A 16419-nucleotide genomic window follows, 5' to 3' on the forward strand; every position below is an offset into this window, starting at 1 on the left:
ACTGTCCACGCCGAGAGGACCGACCGTGACCGAGACCGCCCCGCAGCTGTATACGCCACTGCATACGCCCCTGCCCGAATGCCTGCTGATCGCCAACCGCGGTGAGATCGCCTGCCGCATCCTGCGCACCGCCCGGCGGCTGGGGATCGACACGGTCGCGGTGTTCTCCGACGCCGACGAGGGATCGCGGCATGTGCGGATGGCCGATCGCTCGGTCCGGCTGGGACCGGCGCCCGCCGCCGAGTCCTATCTGCGCGCCGAGGCGGTGATCGAGGCGGCGCTGGCCACCGGTGCCACCGCCATCCATCCCGGTTACGGGTTCCTGTCCGAGAACGCCGATTTCGCGGCGGAGGTGGAGGCCGCCGGGATCGCGTTCGTCGGCCCGGCCGCCGACCATCTGCGGCTCTTCGGCGATAAGCACAGTGCCCGCAAGGCGGCATCCGAGGCCGGGGTACCGCTGGTCGCCGGCAGCGGCATCCTCTCCGGGCTCGACGAAGCGCTGGCGGAGGCCGGGCGCATCGGCTATCCGGTGATGCTCAAGGCGGCCGGGGGCGGCGGCGGGATCGGGATGGCGGCCTGCGACGGCCCCGCCGAACTCACCGAGGCCTATCAGCGCGTGATCCGGCTGGCGCAGAACAACTTCGGCTCCTCGGCGGTGTATCTGGAGCGTTTCGTGGCCCGCGCCCGCCATGTGGAGGTGCAGATCTTCGGCGACGGCCGGGGTCGCGCGGTCTCGCTGGGCACCCGCGACTGCAGTCTGCAGCGCCGCAACCAGAAGGTCATCGAGGAGGCGCCCGCGCCCGGCCTGCCCTACGCGGTGAGCGAACGGCTGCTCGAATCGAGCCGGAAACTGCTCGGCGAGGTCGGTTACCGGTCGGCGGGAACGGTCGAGTTCATCTACGACGTGGACCGTGGCGAGGCGTCGTTCCTGGAGGTGAACACCCGCCTGCAGGTGGAACATCCGGTCACCGAGGCCGTCACGGGCGTCGATCTGGTGGAGTGGATGCTGCGGCTAGCCGGTGGGGAAACGGCGTTCCTCGACGCGGTTCCCGACGCCGGCCCGCCGATCAGCGGTTTCGCCGTGGAGGCCCGCGTCTACGCCGAAGATCCCGGCAACGACTACCGCCCCGGCGCCGGCACGCTCACCGGGGTCGAGATCCCCGAAACCACCGCCCGCGTGGAGACCTGGGTCGAGACCGGCACCGAGATCAGCCCCTACTACGACCCGCTGATCGCGAAGATCATCACCTCCGGCGAGAGCCGCCCCGAGGCGCTGCACCGGCTGCGCGCCGCACTCGACGAGACCCGCATGTTCGGTATCACCACGAACCTGCCCCAGCTGCGGGCCGCCGCGACCAGCTCCCCCATGCTCGACGCCCGCCACACCACCGCGACCCTCGGCAGCCTGGCCACCATCCGGCCCCGGCTGGAGGTGCTGCGCGCGGGAGTGTCCACGACCATCCAGGATTTCCCGGGCCGGCTCGGCCTGTGGAGCGTCGGCATCCCGCCGTCGGGCGCGTTCGACGATCTGTCCTTCCAGCTCGCCAATCACGCGGTGGGGAACTCGCTCGGTGAGAACGGCCTCGAGGCGACCCTGCTGGGTCCGCGGCTGCGCTGCACCGACACCACGGTCATCTGCGTGACCGGCGCCGAGGCCACGGTCACCGTGGACGACGAGCCGGTCCCGATGTGGGAGCCGGTGACGGTGCCCGCCGGATCGGTCGTGGATATCGGCGCCCCCACCGATACCGGTCTGCGCACCTACCTCGCCGTCCGCGGCGGCATCCTCGCCCCCGACTACCACGGCAGCGCTTCGACGTTCACCCTCGGCGGGTTCGGCGGTATCACCGGCCGGGCCGTGGCCACCGGTGACATCCTCGGTATCAAACCCGACGCCGGCGGTCTGCTCGACCCGGCCCCGATTCCCGCCGAAGAGCGCCCCGAATTCGGCCACACCTGGTACGTGGGCGTCGGTGAGGGCCCGCAGCCCGCACCCGACTATTTCACCCCCGCCGATATCGGGCAGTTCTACGAATCCACCTGGCAGGTGCAGGCCCACGCCAACCGCACCGGCCTGCGGCTGGCAGGCCCGAAACCGACCTGGTCGCGCACCGACGGCGGCGACGCCGGACTGCACCCGTCCAACCTGCACGACTGCCCCTACAGCGTCGGCGCGCTCAACCTCTCCGGTGACACCCCCATCCTGCTCGGCCCCGACGGCCCCAGCCTGGGCGGTTTCGCCTGCCCGCTCACCGTGGTCTCCGCGCACCGCTGGAAACTGGGCCAGATGCGGCCCGGCGACCAGGTCCGCTTCGTACCGGTCGCCGACGACCGCACCGGCCCGCTGCGGTCCTCCCCCGCCGCCCGCGGCCGCAACGCCGGCAGCCCGGAACTGCTCGGCGCACGGGAAGAAGACGACGGTGTCCTAGGCCGGCGCGAGGCCGGAACCGGCACCCCCGAGGTCAAATACCTGCGCGGCGCCGACGACAACGTGCTCATCGAATACGGTCCGATGGAACTGGACCTGGGCCTGCGGATGCGGGTGCACGCGCTGAGCGAACGCCTCGAACAGGCCTCCATTCCCGGCCTGATCGATATCACCCCCGGCGTGCGGTCGCTGCACCTGCATTTCGATCCCGGCATCATCGACCAGCGTTCGGTGGTCGGCCTGCTCGGCGAACTCGAGGACGATATCCCCGATACCGCCGACCTGCGGGTGCCCAGCCGCCGGATCGAACTCCCGCTCTCCTTCGACGACCCCACCATCGTGGCGGCCATCGAACGATACGGTCACGGTGTCCGCTCGAAGGCGCCCTGGCTACCGTCGAATATCGAGTTCATCCGGCGGATCAACGGTCTCGACAGTATCGAGGACGTGCGCCGGATCGTCTTCGACGCCACGTATATGGTGCTCGGCCTGGGCGATGTCTACCTCGGCGCGCCGCTGGCCGTACCGCTCGACCCCCGCCACCGCCTGGCGACCACCAAATACAACCCCGCCCGCACCTGGACCCCCTCCGACGCGGTCGGTATCGGTGGCAAATACCTGTGCGTGTACGGCATGGAATCCCCCGGCGGCTACCAGCTGGTGGGCCGTACCGTCCCGATCTGGTCCGGCTACCGTCAGCGCGCCCCGTTCGAATCCGGCAAACCGTGGCTGTTCCGGTTCTTCGACCAGATCAGCTGGTACCCGGTCTCGGCCGAGGAACTGCTCGACCTGCGCGCCGATATGTCGGCGGGACGTTTCGAGATGCGGAGCACCACCACCGAGTTCGCCTTCGCCGAACATCTCGATTTCCTGGCCCGGAACGCGACCGATATCGCCGCCACCGACGAACACCGCCGGACCGCCTTCACCGCCGAACGGCAGCGCTGGGAGGCCGACGGCGAATTCGACGCCCAGGACGATCACGTCGTCGAACCCGAGGCCGACGAGCCGAACCTGCCCGAGGGCGCCCACCTCGCCGCCGCCCCCATGATGGCCAATGTCTGGCGGGTGGAGGTCGCCGAGGGCGACCGGGTCGAGGCCGGCGCCACCCTGCTCGTCCTCGAGGCGATGAAAATGGAGCTGCCGGTGGTCGCGGAGGTCTCGGGTACGGTCCGCGCGATCACCGTCGCGGCAGGCGATCAAGTCACAACCGGCGCACCCCTGGTGGCCATCGAAACCGAAGGAGCGGCATGACCATGGAGCAACTTCCGCTAGCGGAACCGGCGGCGGATGCGCCGGTCGGCCCGACCGAGAAGGTCACCCGGGCCTACCGCCGCATCCGGGAGACCGACCGGCCCGAAATCTGGATCACCCTGCGCGCCGAGGCCGACCTGCTGGCCGAGGCCGCCGCCCTGGAGGCCCGGCTCGCCCAGGGTGAGCGGTTGCCGCTGGCCGGGGTACTGCTCGCGGTCAAGGACAATATCGATATCGCCGGTATCCCCACCACCTGCGCCTGCCCCGGTTTCGCCACCACGCCAGAGCGCACTGCCCCCGCTGTGGCACGGCTGACCGAACAGGGCGCGCTGGTCCTCGGCAAAACCAATCTCGACCAGTTCGCCACCGGCCTCGTCGGTACCCGCAGCCCCTACGGTCCGGTCCGCAACGCCCTGTTCCCCGACCGGGTCTCCGGCGGCAGCAGCTCCGGTTCCGCGGTCGCAGTGGCCCTCGGTATCGCCGACGCCGCGCTCGGCACCGATACCGCCGGATCCGGCCGGGTGCCCGCCGCGCTCAACGGCATCGTGGGCATCAAACCGACCCTCGGCCTGGTGCCGACCACCGGCGTGGTCCCCGCCTGCCCGGACTACGACGCGGTCACCGTATTCGCTCGCGACCTCCCCCTCGCCACCGCCGTCACCCGGGCCATGATCGGCCCCGATACCGGTGATTCCCGCTCCCGCGCCTGGCCCGCGGACACCCCGCTCGGCGCCCCCGCCCGGACGACCCTCGCGATCCCCGCCGACCACAACCTGACTTCCCTCACCCCCGCCTACCGTGCCGCGTTCGACGCCACCGTCGAGCGCTGGCGGGCGAGCGGCGGCGCGGTGGCGACCGTCGATATCACCGAACTCCTCGACGCCGCCCGGCTCCTCTACGACGGCGCCATCGTCGCCCAGCGCTATGCCGCGGTGGGCGAATTCCTCAGCGCGTCACCCGAAGGCGCCGATCCGGTCGTCGCGGCGATCATCGGCGGCGGCGAGATCCCCGCCGCCCACTCCTACGTCACCGATCTCGGCCGCCTCGCCCACGCGGCGGCCGCCGCCCGCGACCTGTTCGCCGACTATCCCGCCCTGTTGCTCCCCACCACCACCGAACACCCCACGCTCGACGAGGTGGCCGCGGAACCGGTGGCGATCAACAGCCGGATGGGCACCTTCACCAACTTCTGCAACCTTCTCGACCTGGCCGGGGTCGCGGTACCGGGCGAGGAGACCACCGACGGCGACCCGTTCGGCGTCATGCTGATCACCCCCGCCTTCGCCGATCAGGTCGGTATCGATCTGGCCGCCCGGCTGCTGGACGAACCCGCACCGCTGCTCACCGAGACGGGCACCGAACTGCTCGTCGTCGGCGCGCATCTGCGCGGTCTGCCCCTGCACCACCAGCTGGAAAGCGCGAAGGCGCGCTTTCTCGGCGAGGTGGCCACCGCGGCGGCGTATCGAATGGTCGCCCTGCCCGCCACACCGCCGAAACCGGGGATGCTCCGGGTCGGGGCCGACGCGGGCGCCTCGCTACCGGGCGAACTGTATCGCCTCTCCCCCGCCGCGCTCGGCGCCTTTCTGAGCAACCTGCCCGCGCCCATGACACTGGGCAAGGTCGAACTGGATTCCGGGGAGTGGGTGACGGGCTTCGCCTGCGACTACGAATCATCACGTGACGCCACCGATATCACCGAGTACGGGGGGTGGCGGAACTATCTGAACGCCGATCGGTGACACCGGCCCGTCCGGGAGTCCCGATCACCGCTTCGCAGCGAAGGCGAAGTACCGGCCCACCGTACCGATGAGGGGCGCGATGAGCCGGCCGCCGAGGGTCACGTCCTCATACGCCGTCCTGCGAATCACAGCGGCCGGTGGAGCGAGTTGCCGGACTCGCTCCACCGGCCGCTGCGCTGTCCGCGCGAATCGGCGCCACCCCAATCCTTCGTAAGTCTAAGCATCGGAATACACTTCACGGGCAATACCGCCGTGCCGAGGGGATTCCGTTGCGCCCGTTGCCGATAACGCCGTGTCCGCGGGCCGTGGCCGGCGCAGTGACCACCGCCGCCGTCCCGCGGCACCCGCGATTTCCCGGACGCCACGCGAGCAGGGTGCCCGCGCCCCGGACCGAACGATTACCGACGTGGACCCACTCCACGACCACCCGCCCGTTCGCGTCCGGAACCAGGTAGCCATGCCGTCGTCACCCACCGCCCCACCCACGCCGCCGTCGATGCAGGGTTCGCCGCTGGCCCCCGACGAAACCAGGATTCCTCTCTACACCCCCGAATTCGCCGCCGACCCCGACGCCGCCTTCCGGGATATGCGACGCCGTTTCGGGTCACTGGTCCCCGTCGACCTCGCCCCGGGCGTCCCCGCGACCCTAGTGGTCGGCTATCGCGAAGCCCTCCGGATCCTGCACGACCCCGACCATTTCCCCGCCGACCCGCGCCGCTGGCAGGAGACCGTCGCCGAGGACTGCCCCCTGCTGCCGATGATGGAGTACCGCCCCAACGCGCTACGGTCCTCGGGTCCCGAGCACACGCGACTACGGCAACCCATCGTGGCCGGCCTCGAGGCCGTCGACCAGCACACCCTGCGCGCCACCATCGAACGGATGGCGATCCCGCTGATCAACGATTTCTGCGAGAACGGCGCCGCGGACCTGCGCGCCCAGTACGCGTTTCCGCTGACGTTCGCCGTCCTGACGGAGTTGATGGGCCTCTCGCCCGAGACCGGGCGGACGGCGTTCGAGGGTATGGCCGCCATCCTGGACGCCACCTCCGCGGAGACCGCCGCCGAGGGCAATATGCGGTTCGCCGGAGCGCTGATGGAGGTGGTCGGCCAGAAACGCGCCTGCCCCGCCGCCGATGTGACGTCCTGGATGATGCAGCACGAGTCCGGGCTCGACGATATGGAGATGGTGCAGCAGGCCGCGCTCGTGTACGCCGCCGGCACCGAGCCCACCACCTCGCTGATCACCACGACACTGCGGCTCATGCTCATCGACGACCGGTTCGGCAGCCATATGCTCGGCGGTTCGCTGTCCACCCGCGACGCCATCGACGAGGTGCTGTTCACCGATCCACCGCTCCCGAATTTCTGCACCTCCTATCCGCGCCAGCCGATCCTGGTCGGCCACACCTGGCTGCCCGCCGACCGGCCGGTGGTGATCAGCATCGCCGCCTGCAACGCCGACCCGCAGATCGCGGGCGGCGATCGCACCGGTAACCGTTCCCATCTCGCGTGGGGCCAGGGCGTCCACGCCTGTATGGCCGAGAACATCGCCCGGATCATCGCCGGTGAGGCCGTCGACCAGCTACTGGACGCGCTACCGGAGATGCGGCTGGCCGTCCCCGCCGAACAGCTGGCCTGGCGACCGGGCCTGTTCCACCGGGCTCTCGGCGCGCTACCCGTCGCCTTTCCCCCGTCCGCTCCCCTGACCCCGATGACAGGAGCAACCCGATGACCCAGGGACAGTCCACCGACCCACTGGTTCTCGATCCCGCCGGCGCCGATTTCCACGCCGAGATCCGGCGTATCCGTGAGCGCGGGCCGGTGACCCGGATCGCGCTGCCCGGCGGGGTGCCCGCCTGGTCGGTGATCGACGCGGAGTTGCTGAAACTGCTCTTCACCGATGCCCGGGTGTCCAAGGACGCCCACCGGCACTGGCCGGCCATGCATACCGGCGAGATCCCGCAGGACTGGGTGATGTGGCCGTGGGTCGCGGTCGCCAACCTGCTCACCGCTCACGGCGAGAACCACCGCCGCCTGCGCAAACTCGTCGCCCCCGCGTTCACCCACCGCCGCACCGAATCCCTGCGCCCGCGTATCGAGGCGATCACCGCCGACCTGCTCACCGAGCTCGCCGCGACACCCGCCGACGAGCCCGCCGACCTGCGCGACCGGTTCGCCTGCGCGCTGCCCATCCGGGTGATAGGTGAGCTGATGGGCGTACCCGCCGAACTGTCCGCGGCCCTGCGCACCTACGCCGGCGGCACTCTCGACACCACGCTCACCCCTCTCGAGGCCCAGGCGAACTTCGCCGGCCTCTATGCCGTGCTGCACGAACTCCTGGACCACAAGCGCCGCAACCCCGGCGACGACCTCACCACGGTCCTGATGTCCACCCACGACGAGGACGGTTCGAAACTCAGCGAACAGGAACTCGGCGACACCCTGCTGCTCATCATCGTCGCCGGTCACGAGACCACCGCGAACCTGCTCGACCACGCCGTCCACGCCCTGCTCACCCATCCGGAATCGCGGGCCGCGGTCACCGCCGGACAGCTCGAGTGGACCGACATCATCGAAGAGACCCTGCGCTGGGAACCTCCGATCGCGCATATGCCGATGCGGTTCGCGCTCGAGGATATCGACCTGCCCGGCGGGCACCGCATCGCCGCGGGCGAGGCCGTCCTCGCCGGCCTGGCCGGCGCGGGCCGGGATCCGAAAGTCCATCCGGCGCACCCGGATCTCTTCGACCCGGCGCGCCCGGCGAAGGACCATATCGCGTTCGGCCACGGCGTCCACCACTGCCTCGGGGCTCCACTGGCCCGTCTCGAGGCCGCGGTCGCGCTCCCCGCGCTCTTCGCACGCTTTCCCGATATGCGTCTCGCCCCCGGCGACCCGCTGGGCAACGTCCCGAGCCTGGTCACCAACGGACATCGTTCCCTGCCGGTATTCCTGTGACCCGGGCCCGGTCGCGCTGTGGGGACCGGTAGCGGGAAACACGCTAAATGGTCCGTTTGTCCGAATGCTCTACAGCGCGACCGGTTTCGCAATACCCTCGTCCCATGAGCAGATATGCGTCACGGGCAGCGAAACCCTTTGCCATAGCGTGTATTACGTCCCTGGGTCTTATCGCCGGACCACCGGCCGCCCACGCCGCCCCCGAAGACACCCTGTGCGGCTTCACCTATCCGACCCCGGACGACTTCTCCGTCACCGCCGGCAGCAAGGTGACCGCGACCCCCGGCGTATCCGGATCCGTCGATCTCAGGATGTACACCGACGCCGCGTCGGAGGCCGGGTACGACCAGCGATTCGGCGTCACCTGGGCGAATCTCGACACCGGGCGCAGCGGCGTCGCCGAGGAGAACGCCCGCGTCCAGGGCCCGGAAACCGTCCTCACGATTCCCGGCGTCACCACCGAGCCCGGCCGGATCGCGCTCGTCCTGAGCGCGTCCAACCACGGTTCCGACCAGAACTACACCTACGGGGATTGCAGCGCCGAATACGTGGTCCCCTGACCCATACCGCCCACCCGGCCATACTCGGCGAGGTCCGAATACCGCACACTTCACACCCCATATTCATGGTTAGGATTGACTAACCTAATCCGCTCCCGCTAGCGTTTTGCGTACCCGGGCGGCCTTCGCTGTGCGATTGCCGGCCGGGCTGCGTCGGCGGACCAGCCGAGCGGTACCCGACACCGCCCGCGTCCCCCGCCGCAGCGTTCAGCACGTTGGTCGGAAGGGGCCTGCCGTCATGTCCAGATTCATCAGATTCGCCACCGTCTGTATCCTCGCCGCGCTCGTGGGACTGGGTATGGCACAACCCGCTTCGGCCGACGTCTCCATCCGGGACTCCTCCGCCTCGGATCTCTACGTCAGCGCCGCGACCCCGAGCCTGCTGCAGCTCGAGAAGCAGTTCGCGGCGTTCTGGAACCCCAATATCGCCATGGACCCCAAGGTCGAGGTCAGCTACAACGGCCCCTCCGCCCGCCCGGCCCTCGAACGGGTGATGGCCAACAGCTCCACCATGGACTTCTTCTCCATCCAGGGCCGCGCTATCGGCCCGGTGCAGGTCAGCGGTAACTCCATGTCGGTCACCATGCACGGCCTGATGGCCGGTTTCCCCGCGCAGAACAACAAGTACTTCTACATCCGCGACGGTGGCCTGTGGAAGTTCGACTGGAAGCAGACCTGCGCCGCCATGCAGTGCTCGGGTAACCCCAGCTTCGGCTACTGATTCCCCGCACCACCGATATCCGGGTAGCTCCCCGCCGGCGCCTGCCGCGGGGAGCCGCTCTATCGGCCGGTGCCGCCCGGAACACCGAATCCGCTGCCGCGACACCGCGGCACCGCACCCGATTACCCAGGACTTCCTATGATCAGCGTTCGTGGCGTGTCCAAACGCTTCGGCGAGAAAGTCGCCGTCGACGACGTCACCTTCGAGGCCGGCGAAGGCTCGATAACCTATCTCCTCGGCCCGAACGGCGCGGGAAAGACCACCGCGATGCGCATGATCGCCGGCCTGGCCCGTCCCAGTTCCGGCTCGGTCTCCGTGAACGGCAAGAATCTGCGCGATTTCCGCGACACCATCCGCGAGATCGGTTTCAGCCTCGGCGCCTTCTCCCGTAACCCCGCCCATACCGCCGAACAGCATCTGCTGTGGCAGGCGCGGCTGGGCGGCGTCGCGAAATCCGAGGTCGCCCCGTTGCTCGAACGGGTCGGTCTCGCCGGAGTCGCGAAACGGCCCGTCGGCAAATTCTCCTACGGCATGCTGCAGCGCCTCGGTATCGCCTCGGCCCTGCTCGGCGATCCGAAGACCATGGTGCTCGACGAACCGGCCAACGGCCTGGATATCGAGGGCATCATCTGGCTGCGCGAACTCCTGGTCGGTCTGGCCGCCGAGGGCAAATGCCTGCTGGTGGCCTCCCACAACCTCACCGAGGTCGAGATCACCGGCGACCGGATAGTCGTCATGGGCAAGGGCAGCGTGCTGTCCGATACGAGTAAGGACGAACTGGTGGCGGCAGGGTCCGGACCGCGTCCGCTGGAAGCGGCGTACGTCGAACTCACCAAGGGCAGCGTCGAATACGCCGCCACCGGGGGTGCCCGCGAATGATCGCCACCTACCTCGTTCGCGCCGTCCGCAGCGAACTCGCCAAACTCTCCTGGCGCAGCTCCCTCTGGTACGCCGTCGTCCCCCTCGCTGTCGTGATCCCGCTGGGCATCAATTTCGGTATCGCCAAGGCGACCGAATCCAACGCCCTCAACGGCGCCGGCGGTATGGACACCAACAACGCCGCCTACTGGATCCTCGTCTTCTCGTCGTTCATCCTGATGGCCGGCGGCGTGACCTCGCTGTGCGCCGAATTCAAGGACCAGACCGTCGAAACCGCGTTCGGTATCCAGTCCCGACGCTGGCTGCTGCCGGTCGCGAAACTGATCGTCTTCGGGGTGATCGCCGCCGTCACCGCGCTGATCACCACCTTCGTGGTCCTCTGGGGTTTCCCGAAGCTGTTCCCCGAGATCTGGGGCCGGGTGGACGTCTTCTCCTCCGAGGGCATCCAGCTCCTGCTCGGCGTGCCGCTGTACACCCTGCTGATCGCTGCCCTCGGCCTCGGCCTCTCCGCCCTGATCCCGAAGCCCGGTTTCGTCGTGATGATCGTGCTGCTGTGGAAGTTCGGGGTGGAAGTGTTCGTCACCTTCGTCCCCGGCGACCTCGGCGTCACCCTGCAACAGCTGTCGCCCTTCAAGAACGGGGAGCTCGGGGTGGGGCAGCTGGCGACCATCGAGAGCCTGTTCGGCCAGAACGGGTCGCTCGCGTATTTCGCCGCGATCTGCCTGGCGATCTTCGTCATCGGCACCCTGCGCCTGTCCGCCACCGACACCAAGGGCTACTGATCCCGAGTGCGCTCTGCCCAGGCGGCACCGGAAAACGGGGTCGCACAGAGTTGACCTGAAGTGCACTCGAGTTTCTAGGCTCCGATCGAGTCGAGAATCTCGAGGAGGCGGCCCAGATGAGCGAATCCCACCGGCCTGTACGCGGTTTCACATCCGGCGATGTGCGCGAGTGGGCGTCGATCGAGGACGGCATCCGGCTGGGTGCGGTTGTCGAGGCCGGGTACGGCCGGATGAGTGCGGCCTTCGTGGAGATGGACGTCGGGGCGCGGGCCGCGCTGCCCGCCCCCTACGAAGAAGTGTGGATCCTCACGGCCGGTGTGATGGTCCTGGAGGGGGCGGAGGGCCCCGTATCCGCGCACGCCGGGCAGCTGATCCATCTACGCGAAGCGACCCCCGGTGCACTCCGGGTCGCCGAAGATCTGCGAATGATCGCCCTGGCCCACCCTCCGGCGTGGCGGGTGGACCGCGCGGCGTGGGAGACGGTCCGGGCCCGCTCGATCGGCAAGCCGCCCGCCTCCGTGGTCACCGACCGGGCGCTCGCCGCGCGGCGTCGCCTGGAACTGTCCGCGCACGAGGGACGGGATGAGTCGGATGAGGGCGCCCATTTCGGCCGCATCGGCGCCGATACCGCCACGACGTTCGAACTCTCCCGCGACACCGTAGTGGTCGCGACCAGGGGGCGGTTCGAAATCCACGTCGATCGGGGCGCGGGCGCTCCGGCGCCGGCCGGCACCGACGGCATCACCATGGCAGAGGGAGATTTCGCCTACCTACCCGCGGGATCCGCCGGCACCCTGCGGACATCACCCGAATCGGCGGCCGTGTGGGCGTACTTCCCGCCCTGAGGGCCCCGTCCGGCTCTGGCCGCAAGCGGAACGCGCACTCGCCCCGGCCCGATATCGCCGGGCGAAATCGAATGCGGGGCAGGGGTATCGCGCCCCGCGCGTAGGGTGGGCACCGAGGGGAGGGGCCCATGTTGATCGATTTCGTGCCCGACAGGGAGTTGTATCCATTCGAATCGCGCTGGTTCGACTCGTCGGCCGGCCGGGTGCACTACATCGACGAGGGCGCCGGACCACCGATCCTGTTCTGTCACGGCTCCCCGGCGTGGAGTTTCCTCTACCGCCATATCGTGACGGGCCTCCGTGACCGGTACCGGTGTATCGCCGTCGACTACCCGGGTTTCGGGCTGTCCGAACGCCCCGCCGGCTTCGGCTACACGATCGCCGAACAGACCGCGGTCCTCGGCGAACTCATCGACCATCTCGGTCTCGACGGTTTCGTGGTGATGGGACACGATTGGGGTGGCCCGATCGGCCTGGGCGCGGCGGTCCCGCGCGCGGATCGGGTGCGCGGCATCGTGCTCGGCAATACCGCCTTCTGGCCGATCGATGCGATCGCCAACCGCGCGTTCAGCGCGATCATGAGCAGCCGCCCCCTGCAGCGGCGAATACTCGAGAAGAACTTCCTCGTCGACCGTGTCCTGCTCGCGGAACTCGGCCCCACCCTCACCACCACCGAGGCCGACCACTACCGCGCGGTCCAGCCCACCCCGGATGCCCGGCGCGCACTCGCCGTTATGCCCCGCGAAATCCGCGCCGCGCGTCCGCTGCTCGAGCAGCTCGCCCGAGACGTCCCCGCCTCGCTCGGCGATAAGCCGACTCTGCTGGTGTGGGGTATGCGAGATCCGGTTTTCCGGCCCAACGATTGCATCCCTCGCATCCGCGCCGCGTTCGCGAACCCCACCGTCGTCGAACTACCCCACGCACGACACTTCATCCAGGAACACGCACCCGATACGATCACATCGGCAATAGCCGCGCGCTTCGTCCGAGGCACCTGGCACCGATAGCAGCTCCACGCGGTGGTGCCGATGTCCGGCCCGCAGTTCACCCGGCCACGGCCGGTCGCCGCGAATGCCTCCCCACAGGACCGGCTGATGGCCTTCATCGGCCGCGATCCGGCCTGGCCCGCCACCGAACCCCCGGTCGAGGCCCGTGGATCCTAACGATCCCACCGCTGCCGCTCCAGCAGATCGGTCACCCGCTCCTCCGGCAGCGGCCGGTGGAAGAACCAGCCCTGCGCCGTATCGCAGCGCAACGCCCGCAACTGTTCGGCCTGGAACCGGGTTTCGACGCATTCCGCGGTGACCGTGAACCCGAGAGCGTGGGTCAACCCGACAATCGTCTCCAGCACGACCACATCGGTGGCACTGGCACTGCCGCTGTCGCGGATCCGCTGGATGAACGGGCCCGCCAGCTTCACCACCTGTAACGGCAGCTGGCCGAGATAGGCCAGGTTGGAGTAGCCGGTGCCGAAATCGTCCAGCGCGATCCGCACGCCCGCCGCCGCCAGGGCGCGCAGCGCGGCCAGTGGTCCGGCGTCGTCGGCCATGAATACCCGCTCGGTCAGCTCCAGTTGCAGGCGCTGCGGTGGAATCCCGGTGTCGGCGAGTGTTTTCTCCACCCGCGCCAGCCATCCCGGGTCGGCCACTTCCACCGCGGAGACGTTCACGCTGATCACCGGCGCGCCTTCGGGGTCGAGGTCGTACCAGCGGCGGGCGGCACGGCAGGCCTCGTCGAGGACGTAGGCGCCGAGGGCGGAGATGTGGCCGTTGTCCTCGGCCAGGTCGATGAATTCGCCGGGTGAGAGCACGCCCAGGTCGGGGTGACGCCAGCGCACCAGCGCCTCCACCGCGTCGATCCGGTCCCCGGCCAGGGGCACGATCGGCTGATAGTCGAGGAAGAACTCCCCGGCCGCCAACGCCTCGGGGATCGCCGCCGACAGTTCGGCGCGCGCGTGCTCGCGCCGGCCGCGGTCGGGATCGAACACCGCGTAGCAGCCGCGCCCGGCCGATTTCGCCCAGTACATGGACGTATCGGCGGCCTGCAGGAATTCGTCCACATCGGCCCGGTCCCAGCGTTGCTCCATCACTCCGACGCTGGCCCCCACCCGCAGCAGCTGACCGTTGATCTCGAAGGGTTCGGCGAACGCCGCCAGCACGGTCTCGGCGAGCGTCGCCACCGAACCGGGGCAGGCCGGGTCGGGCACCAGGATCACGAATTCGTCGCCACCCATCCGCGCGACCAGCTGCCCGGGCTCGGTGAGGCAGTCACCGAGCCGGGCACCGGCGGCCACCAGCAGCTCGTCGCCGACCGCGTGACCGTAGGTGTCGTTGATGGTTTTGAAGTGGTCCAGGTCCACATAGCACAGTCCGACACCGGCATCCGGCGCGGCGAACGCGTCGGCGAGCGCGTCGAAGAAGCGGGACCGGTTCGCCAGCCCGGTCAGTTGATCGTGGTGGGCCCGGTAGCGCAGGCTCGCCTGTAGTGCCCGCTGTTCGGAGATGTCCTCGACCAATACCAGCGTGTATTGCGGGGCGCCTCGGGAGTCCCGGATCAGGGAGACATTCAGATTGGTCCACACCGCGTGGCCGTCCCGGTGCGGGTAGGCCTTCTCCAGCCGGACGCTGTCGCATTCGCCGGCCATCAGCGCCCCGTACAGCTCCCACATCCCGTTCTCGTCGTCCCGGTGCGCGAGGTCGGTCACCAGCATCCCGCACATCTCCTCGGGCCGGTACCCGAGCATCTGCGCGAACGCCGTATTGACCTCGGTGATCCGCCCCGTCATATCGGAAAGCCCCGTGCCGACTCCGGCCTGCGCGAAAACCCCGCGCATCCGCGCTTCACTGGCCCGCAACTGCTCCTCGGCGGCGCGCCGGGCGACGATATCGGCGGTGCGCACACTCTCCTGTTCGGCGAGCAGCCAGCTACGGAATTCGCGCAGGTATCCGTTGGCGAAGGCGCCCAGCGTCGCGACCACCCGCGACGCCGGAATACCGGTGGCAGCGAGATGCGCGCCGAGAACATCGATACTGCGCCCCAGGACCTCATCGCCCACGAAGTGCGCGCGGGCCAGTTCGGCGCCGACGCCGACGGCCCGCTCCGGTTCCGGCTCGGGCGCGGCGGCGGCACAGATTTCGGCTGCCAGCAGCGTCAGCAATCCGGCCGTTTCGGCGGCGCTCATGGGCACGACGTGATCACGCGCTCCCTCCCGCAGCGCTGCCATCCATCGGCCGGCCAGGTCGGCATGAGAGCCCTGGGGTAACGCACCGGGCCCGGCATCCCAACCCATGAGGGCCGACTCTAGCCGCTCCGATGTGGAACGTACACACTTCCGACCGATTTCGGATACCATCGCAGCCATTCGGCTCGCCGCCCGCGGTGGACGCCGAAATCGTTGGTGCGAAAGGATTTACCCGGCCGATGAGCAGACCGAGTTGGGCCCCCGAGGGTATCGACCTGGATCGCCCCAGCGCATCCCGCGTCTACGACTATTTCGTCGGCGGTATGCACAATTTCGAGATCGACCGGCAGCTCGCCCAGCAGATCGAGACCTTCACTCCGAATGTCGCCGAAACCATGCGCTCGAACCGGGATCTGCTGCGCCGCTGCGTCCGTTTCCTCACCGACGAGGGCATCGACCAGTTCCTCGATATCGGCTCCGGTATCCCGACTGTCGGCAATGTGCACGAGGTCGCCCAGGCCATCAACCCGTCGGCCCGCGTCGTCTACGTCGATATCGACCCCGTCGCGGTCGCCCACAGCGAAGCCATCCTGGCCGGTAACCCGAATGCCGCGGTAATCCAGGCCGACGCCGCCCACCCCGAGACGATCCTCGCCGACCCGAAGGTCGAGAGCCTCATCGACTTCGGTAAACCGGTCGCGGTGCTGCTGCTGGGGGTCCTGCATTTCGTCACCGACGACGCCGACCCCGCCGCCTGTGTCGCCCGCCTCGCCGCCGCCGTCCCCGCGGGCAGCTATCTGGCGATCACCCACGCCACCGCCGACGGCCAGCCGGCCGAGGTCCTGGAAGCCCAGAAACTGTCCGGCCGCACCAACACCGAGATCGTGCTCCGCACCCGCGACGAGATCGAGGCCTATTTCACCGGCTGGACCATGCTCAAGCCCGGCCTGGTCCACCTCCCCCTGTGGCGCCCGGAGAGTCCCGGCGATATCGGCGAGCACCCGGAACAGTCCGGAGCCTTCGGCGCGGTCGCCCGCAAGGACTGATCCGCCGAGGGTTACGCCCCGATCGGCCG

Annotated in this window: 13 protein-coding genes; 12 read left to right on the forward strand and 1 reads right to left on the reverse strand. The window is 69.2% G+C overall.

The window, feature by feature from the left end:
- Nucleotides 1-25: 25 nt before the first annotated feature.
- The 11 genes from uca to ACZ6SF_RS25125 all read left to right on the forward strand — a co-directional run bounded on the left by uca (nt 26) and on the right by ACZ6SF_RS25125 (nt 13326).
- On the forward strand, nt 26-3682 hold the full coding sequence (uca, locus tag ACZ6SF_RS25075; protein WP_466065014.1) for an urea carboxylase: 3657 nt from the start codon (nt 26-28) through the stop codon (nt 3680-3682).
- Nucleotides 3679-5421, forward strand: coding sequence for an allophanate hydrolase (gene atzF / locus ACZ6SF_RS25080; RefSeq protein WP_466065016.1), 1743 nt, complete (start codon nt 3679-3681; stop codon nt 5419-5421). The genes uca and atzF overlap by 4 nt, the downstream gene beginning before the upstream one ends.
- Before the next feature lie 457 nt (nt 5422-5878).
- Nucleotides 5879-7153 (forward strand): cytochrome P450 family protein, encoded by a 1275-nt coding sequence (locus ACZ6SF_RS25085; RefSeq protein ID WP_466065017.1) that lies wholly within the window; start codon nt 5879-5881, stop codon nt 7151-7153.
- Nucleotides 7150-8376 (forward strand): cytochrome P450 family protein, encoded by a 1227-nt coding sequence (locus ACZ6SF_RS25090; RefSeq protein WP_466065019.1) that lies wholly within the window; start codon nt 7150-7152, stop codon nt 8374-8376. The genes ACZ6SF_RS25085 and ACZ6SF_RS25090 overlap by 4 nt, the downstream gene beginning before the upstream one ends.
- Nucleotides 8377-8480: 104 nt before the next feature.
- Complete coding sequence (locus tag ACZ6SF_RS25095; protein ID WP_466065020.1) at nt 8481-8936, forward strand: hypothetical protein; 456 nt, start codon at nt 8481-8483, stop codon at nt 8934-8936.
- Nucleotides 8937-9174: 238 nt separating this feature from the next.
- Nucleotides 9175-9657: an MTB12 C-terminal domain-containing protein gene (locus ACZ6SF_RS25100; RefSeq protein WP_466065022.1), complete on the forward strand. Its 483-nt coding sequence runs from the start codon at nt 9175-9177 to the stop codon at nt 9655-9657.
- 138 nt (nt 9658-9795) lie between these two features.
- Nucleotides 9796-10536 carry an ABC transporter ATP-binding protein gene (locus ACZ6SF_RS25105; protein WP_466065023.1) on the forward strand — a complete coding sequence of 247 codons (741 nt, stop codon included), beginning with the start codon at nt 9796-9798 and terminating at the stop codon, nt 10534-10536.
- Nucleotides 10533-11318, forward strand: coding sequence for an ABC transporter permease (locus tag ACZ6SF_RS25110; protein ID WP_466065024.1), 786 nt, complete (start codon nt 10533-10535; stop codon nt 11316-11318). The genes ACZ6SF_RS25105 and ACZ6SF_RS25110 overlap by 4 nt, the downstream gene beginning before the upstream one ends.
- Nucleotides 11319-11434: 116 nt before the next feature.
- Entirely contained in the window at nt 11435-12163 is a 729-nt protein-coding gene (locus ACZ6SF_RS25115; RefSeq protein ID WP_466065026.1) for a hypothetical protein, read from the forward strand.
- A 128-nt stretch (nt 12164-12291) separates the two neighbouring features.
- Nucleotides 12292-13170 (forward strand): haloalkane dehalogenase, encoded by an 879-nt coding sequence (locus ACZ6SF_RS25120; RefSeq protein ID WP_466065028.1) that lies wholly within the window; start codon nt 12292-12294, stop codon nt 13168-13170.
- Between the two features lie 21 nt (nt 13171-13191).
- Nucleotides 13192-13326, forward strand: coding sequence for a hypothetical protein (locus tag ACZ6SF_RS25125; RefSeq protein ID WP_466065029.1), 135 nt, complete (start codon nt 13192-13194; stop codon nt 13324-13326).
- Here ACZ6SF_RS25125 and ACZ6SF_RS25130 read toward each other — a convergent pair.
- Nucleotides 13323-15452 (reverse strand): putative bifunctional diguanylate cyclase/phosphodiesterase, encoded by a 2130-nt coding sequence (locus ACZ6SF_RS25130; RefSeq protein WP_466065031.1) that lies wholly within the window; start codon nt 15450-15452, stop codon nt 13323-13325. The genes ACZ6SF_RS25125 and ACZ6SF_RS25130 overlap by 4 nt on opposite strands.
- Nucleotides 15453-15583: 131 nt before the next feature.
- Here ACZ6SF_RS25130 and ACZ6SF_RS25135 point away from each other — a divergent pair, with 131 nt between their 5' ends.
- Nucleotides 15584-16390: an SAM-dependent methyltransferase gene (locus ACZ6SF_RS25135; RefSeq protein ID WP_466065033.1), complete on the forward strand. Its 807-nt coding sequence runs from the start codon at nt 15584-15586 to the stop codon at nt 16388-16390.
- Nucleotides 16391-16419 lie beyond the last annotated feature (29 nt).

The sequence above is a fragment of the Nocardia sp. NPDC049935 genome, assembly GCF_055586645.1.

What these genes read in the sequence shown, in the direction of transcription:
- ACZ6SF_RS25090 (WP_466065019.1), top strand. Translation starts at nt 7,150, where the DNA reads ATGACCCAGGGACAGTCCACCGACCCACTGGTTCTCGATCCCGCCGGC.
- ACZ6SF_RS25085 (WP_466065017.1), top strand. Translation starts at nt 5,879, where the DNA reads ATGCCGTCGTCACCCACCGCCCCACCCACGCCGCCGTCGATGCAGGGT.
- ACZ6SF_RS25125 (WP_466065029.1), top strand. Translation starts at nt 13,192, where the DNA reads ATGTCCGGCCCGCAGTTCACCCGGCCACGGCCGGTCGCCGCGAATGCC.
- ACZ6SF_RS25110 (WP_466065024.1), top strand. Translation starts at nt 10,533, where the DNA reads ATGATCGCCACCTACCTCGTTCGCGCCGTCCGCAGCGAACTCGCCAAA.
- ACZ6SF_RS25115 (WP_466065026.1), top strand. Translation starts at nt 11,435, where the DNA reads ATGAGCGAATCCCACCGGCCTGTACGCGGTTTCACATCCGGCGATGTG.
- ACZ6SF_RS25130 (WP_466065031.1), bottom strand. Translation starts at nt 15,452, where the DNA reads ATGGGTTGGGATGCCGGGCCCGGTGCGTTACCCCAGGGCTCTCATGCC.
- ACZ6SF_RS25135 (WP_466065033.1), top strand. Translation starts at nt 15,584, where the DNA reads ATGAGCAGACCGAGTTGGGCCCCCGAGGGTATCGACCTGGATCGCCCC.
- atzF (WP_466065016.1), top strand. Translation starts at nt 3,679, where the DNA reads ATGACCATGGAGCAACTTCCGCTAGCGGAACCGGCGGCGGATGCGCCG.
- ACZ6SF_RS25095 (WP_466065020.1), top strand. Translation starts at nt 8,481, where the DNA reads ATGAGCAGATATGCGTCACGGGCAGCGAAACCCTTTGCCATAGCGTGT.
- ACZ6SF_RS25120 (WP_466065028.1), top strand. Translation starts at nt 12,292, where the DNA reads ATGTTGATCGATTTCGTGCCCGACAGGGAGTTGTATCCATTCGAATCG.
- ACZ6SF_RS25105 (WP_466065023.1), top strand. Translation starts at nt 9,796, where the DNA reads ATGATCAGCGTTCGTGGCGTGTCCAAACGCTTCGGCGAGAAAGTCGCC.
- ACZ6SF_RS25100 (WP_466065022.1), top strand. Translation starts at nt 9,175, where the DNA reads ATGTCCAGATTCATCAGATTCGCCACCGTCTGTATCCTCGCCGCGCTC.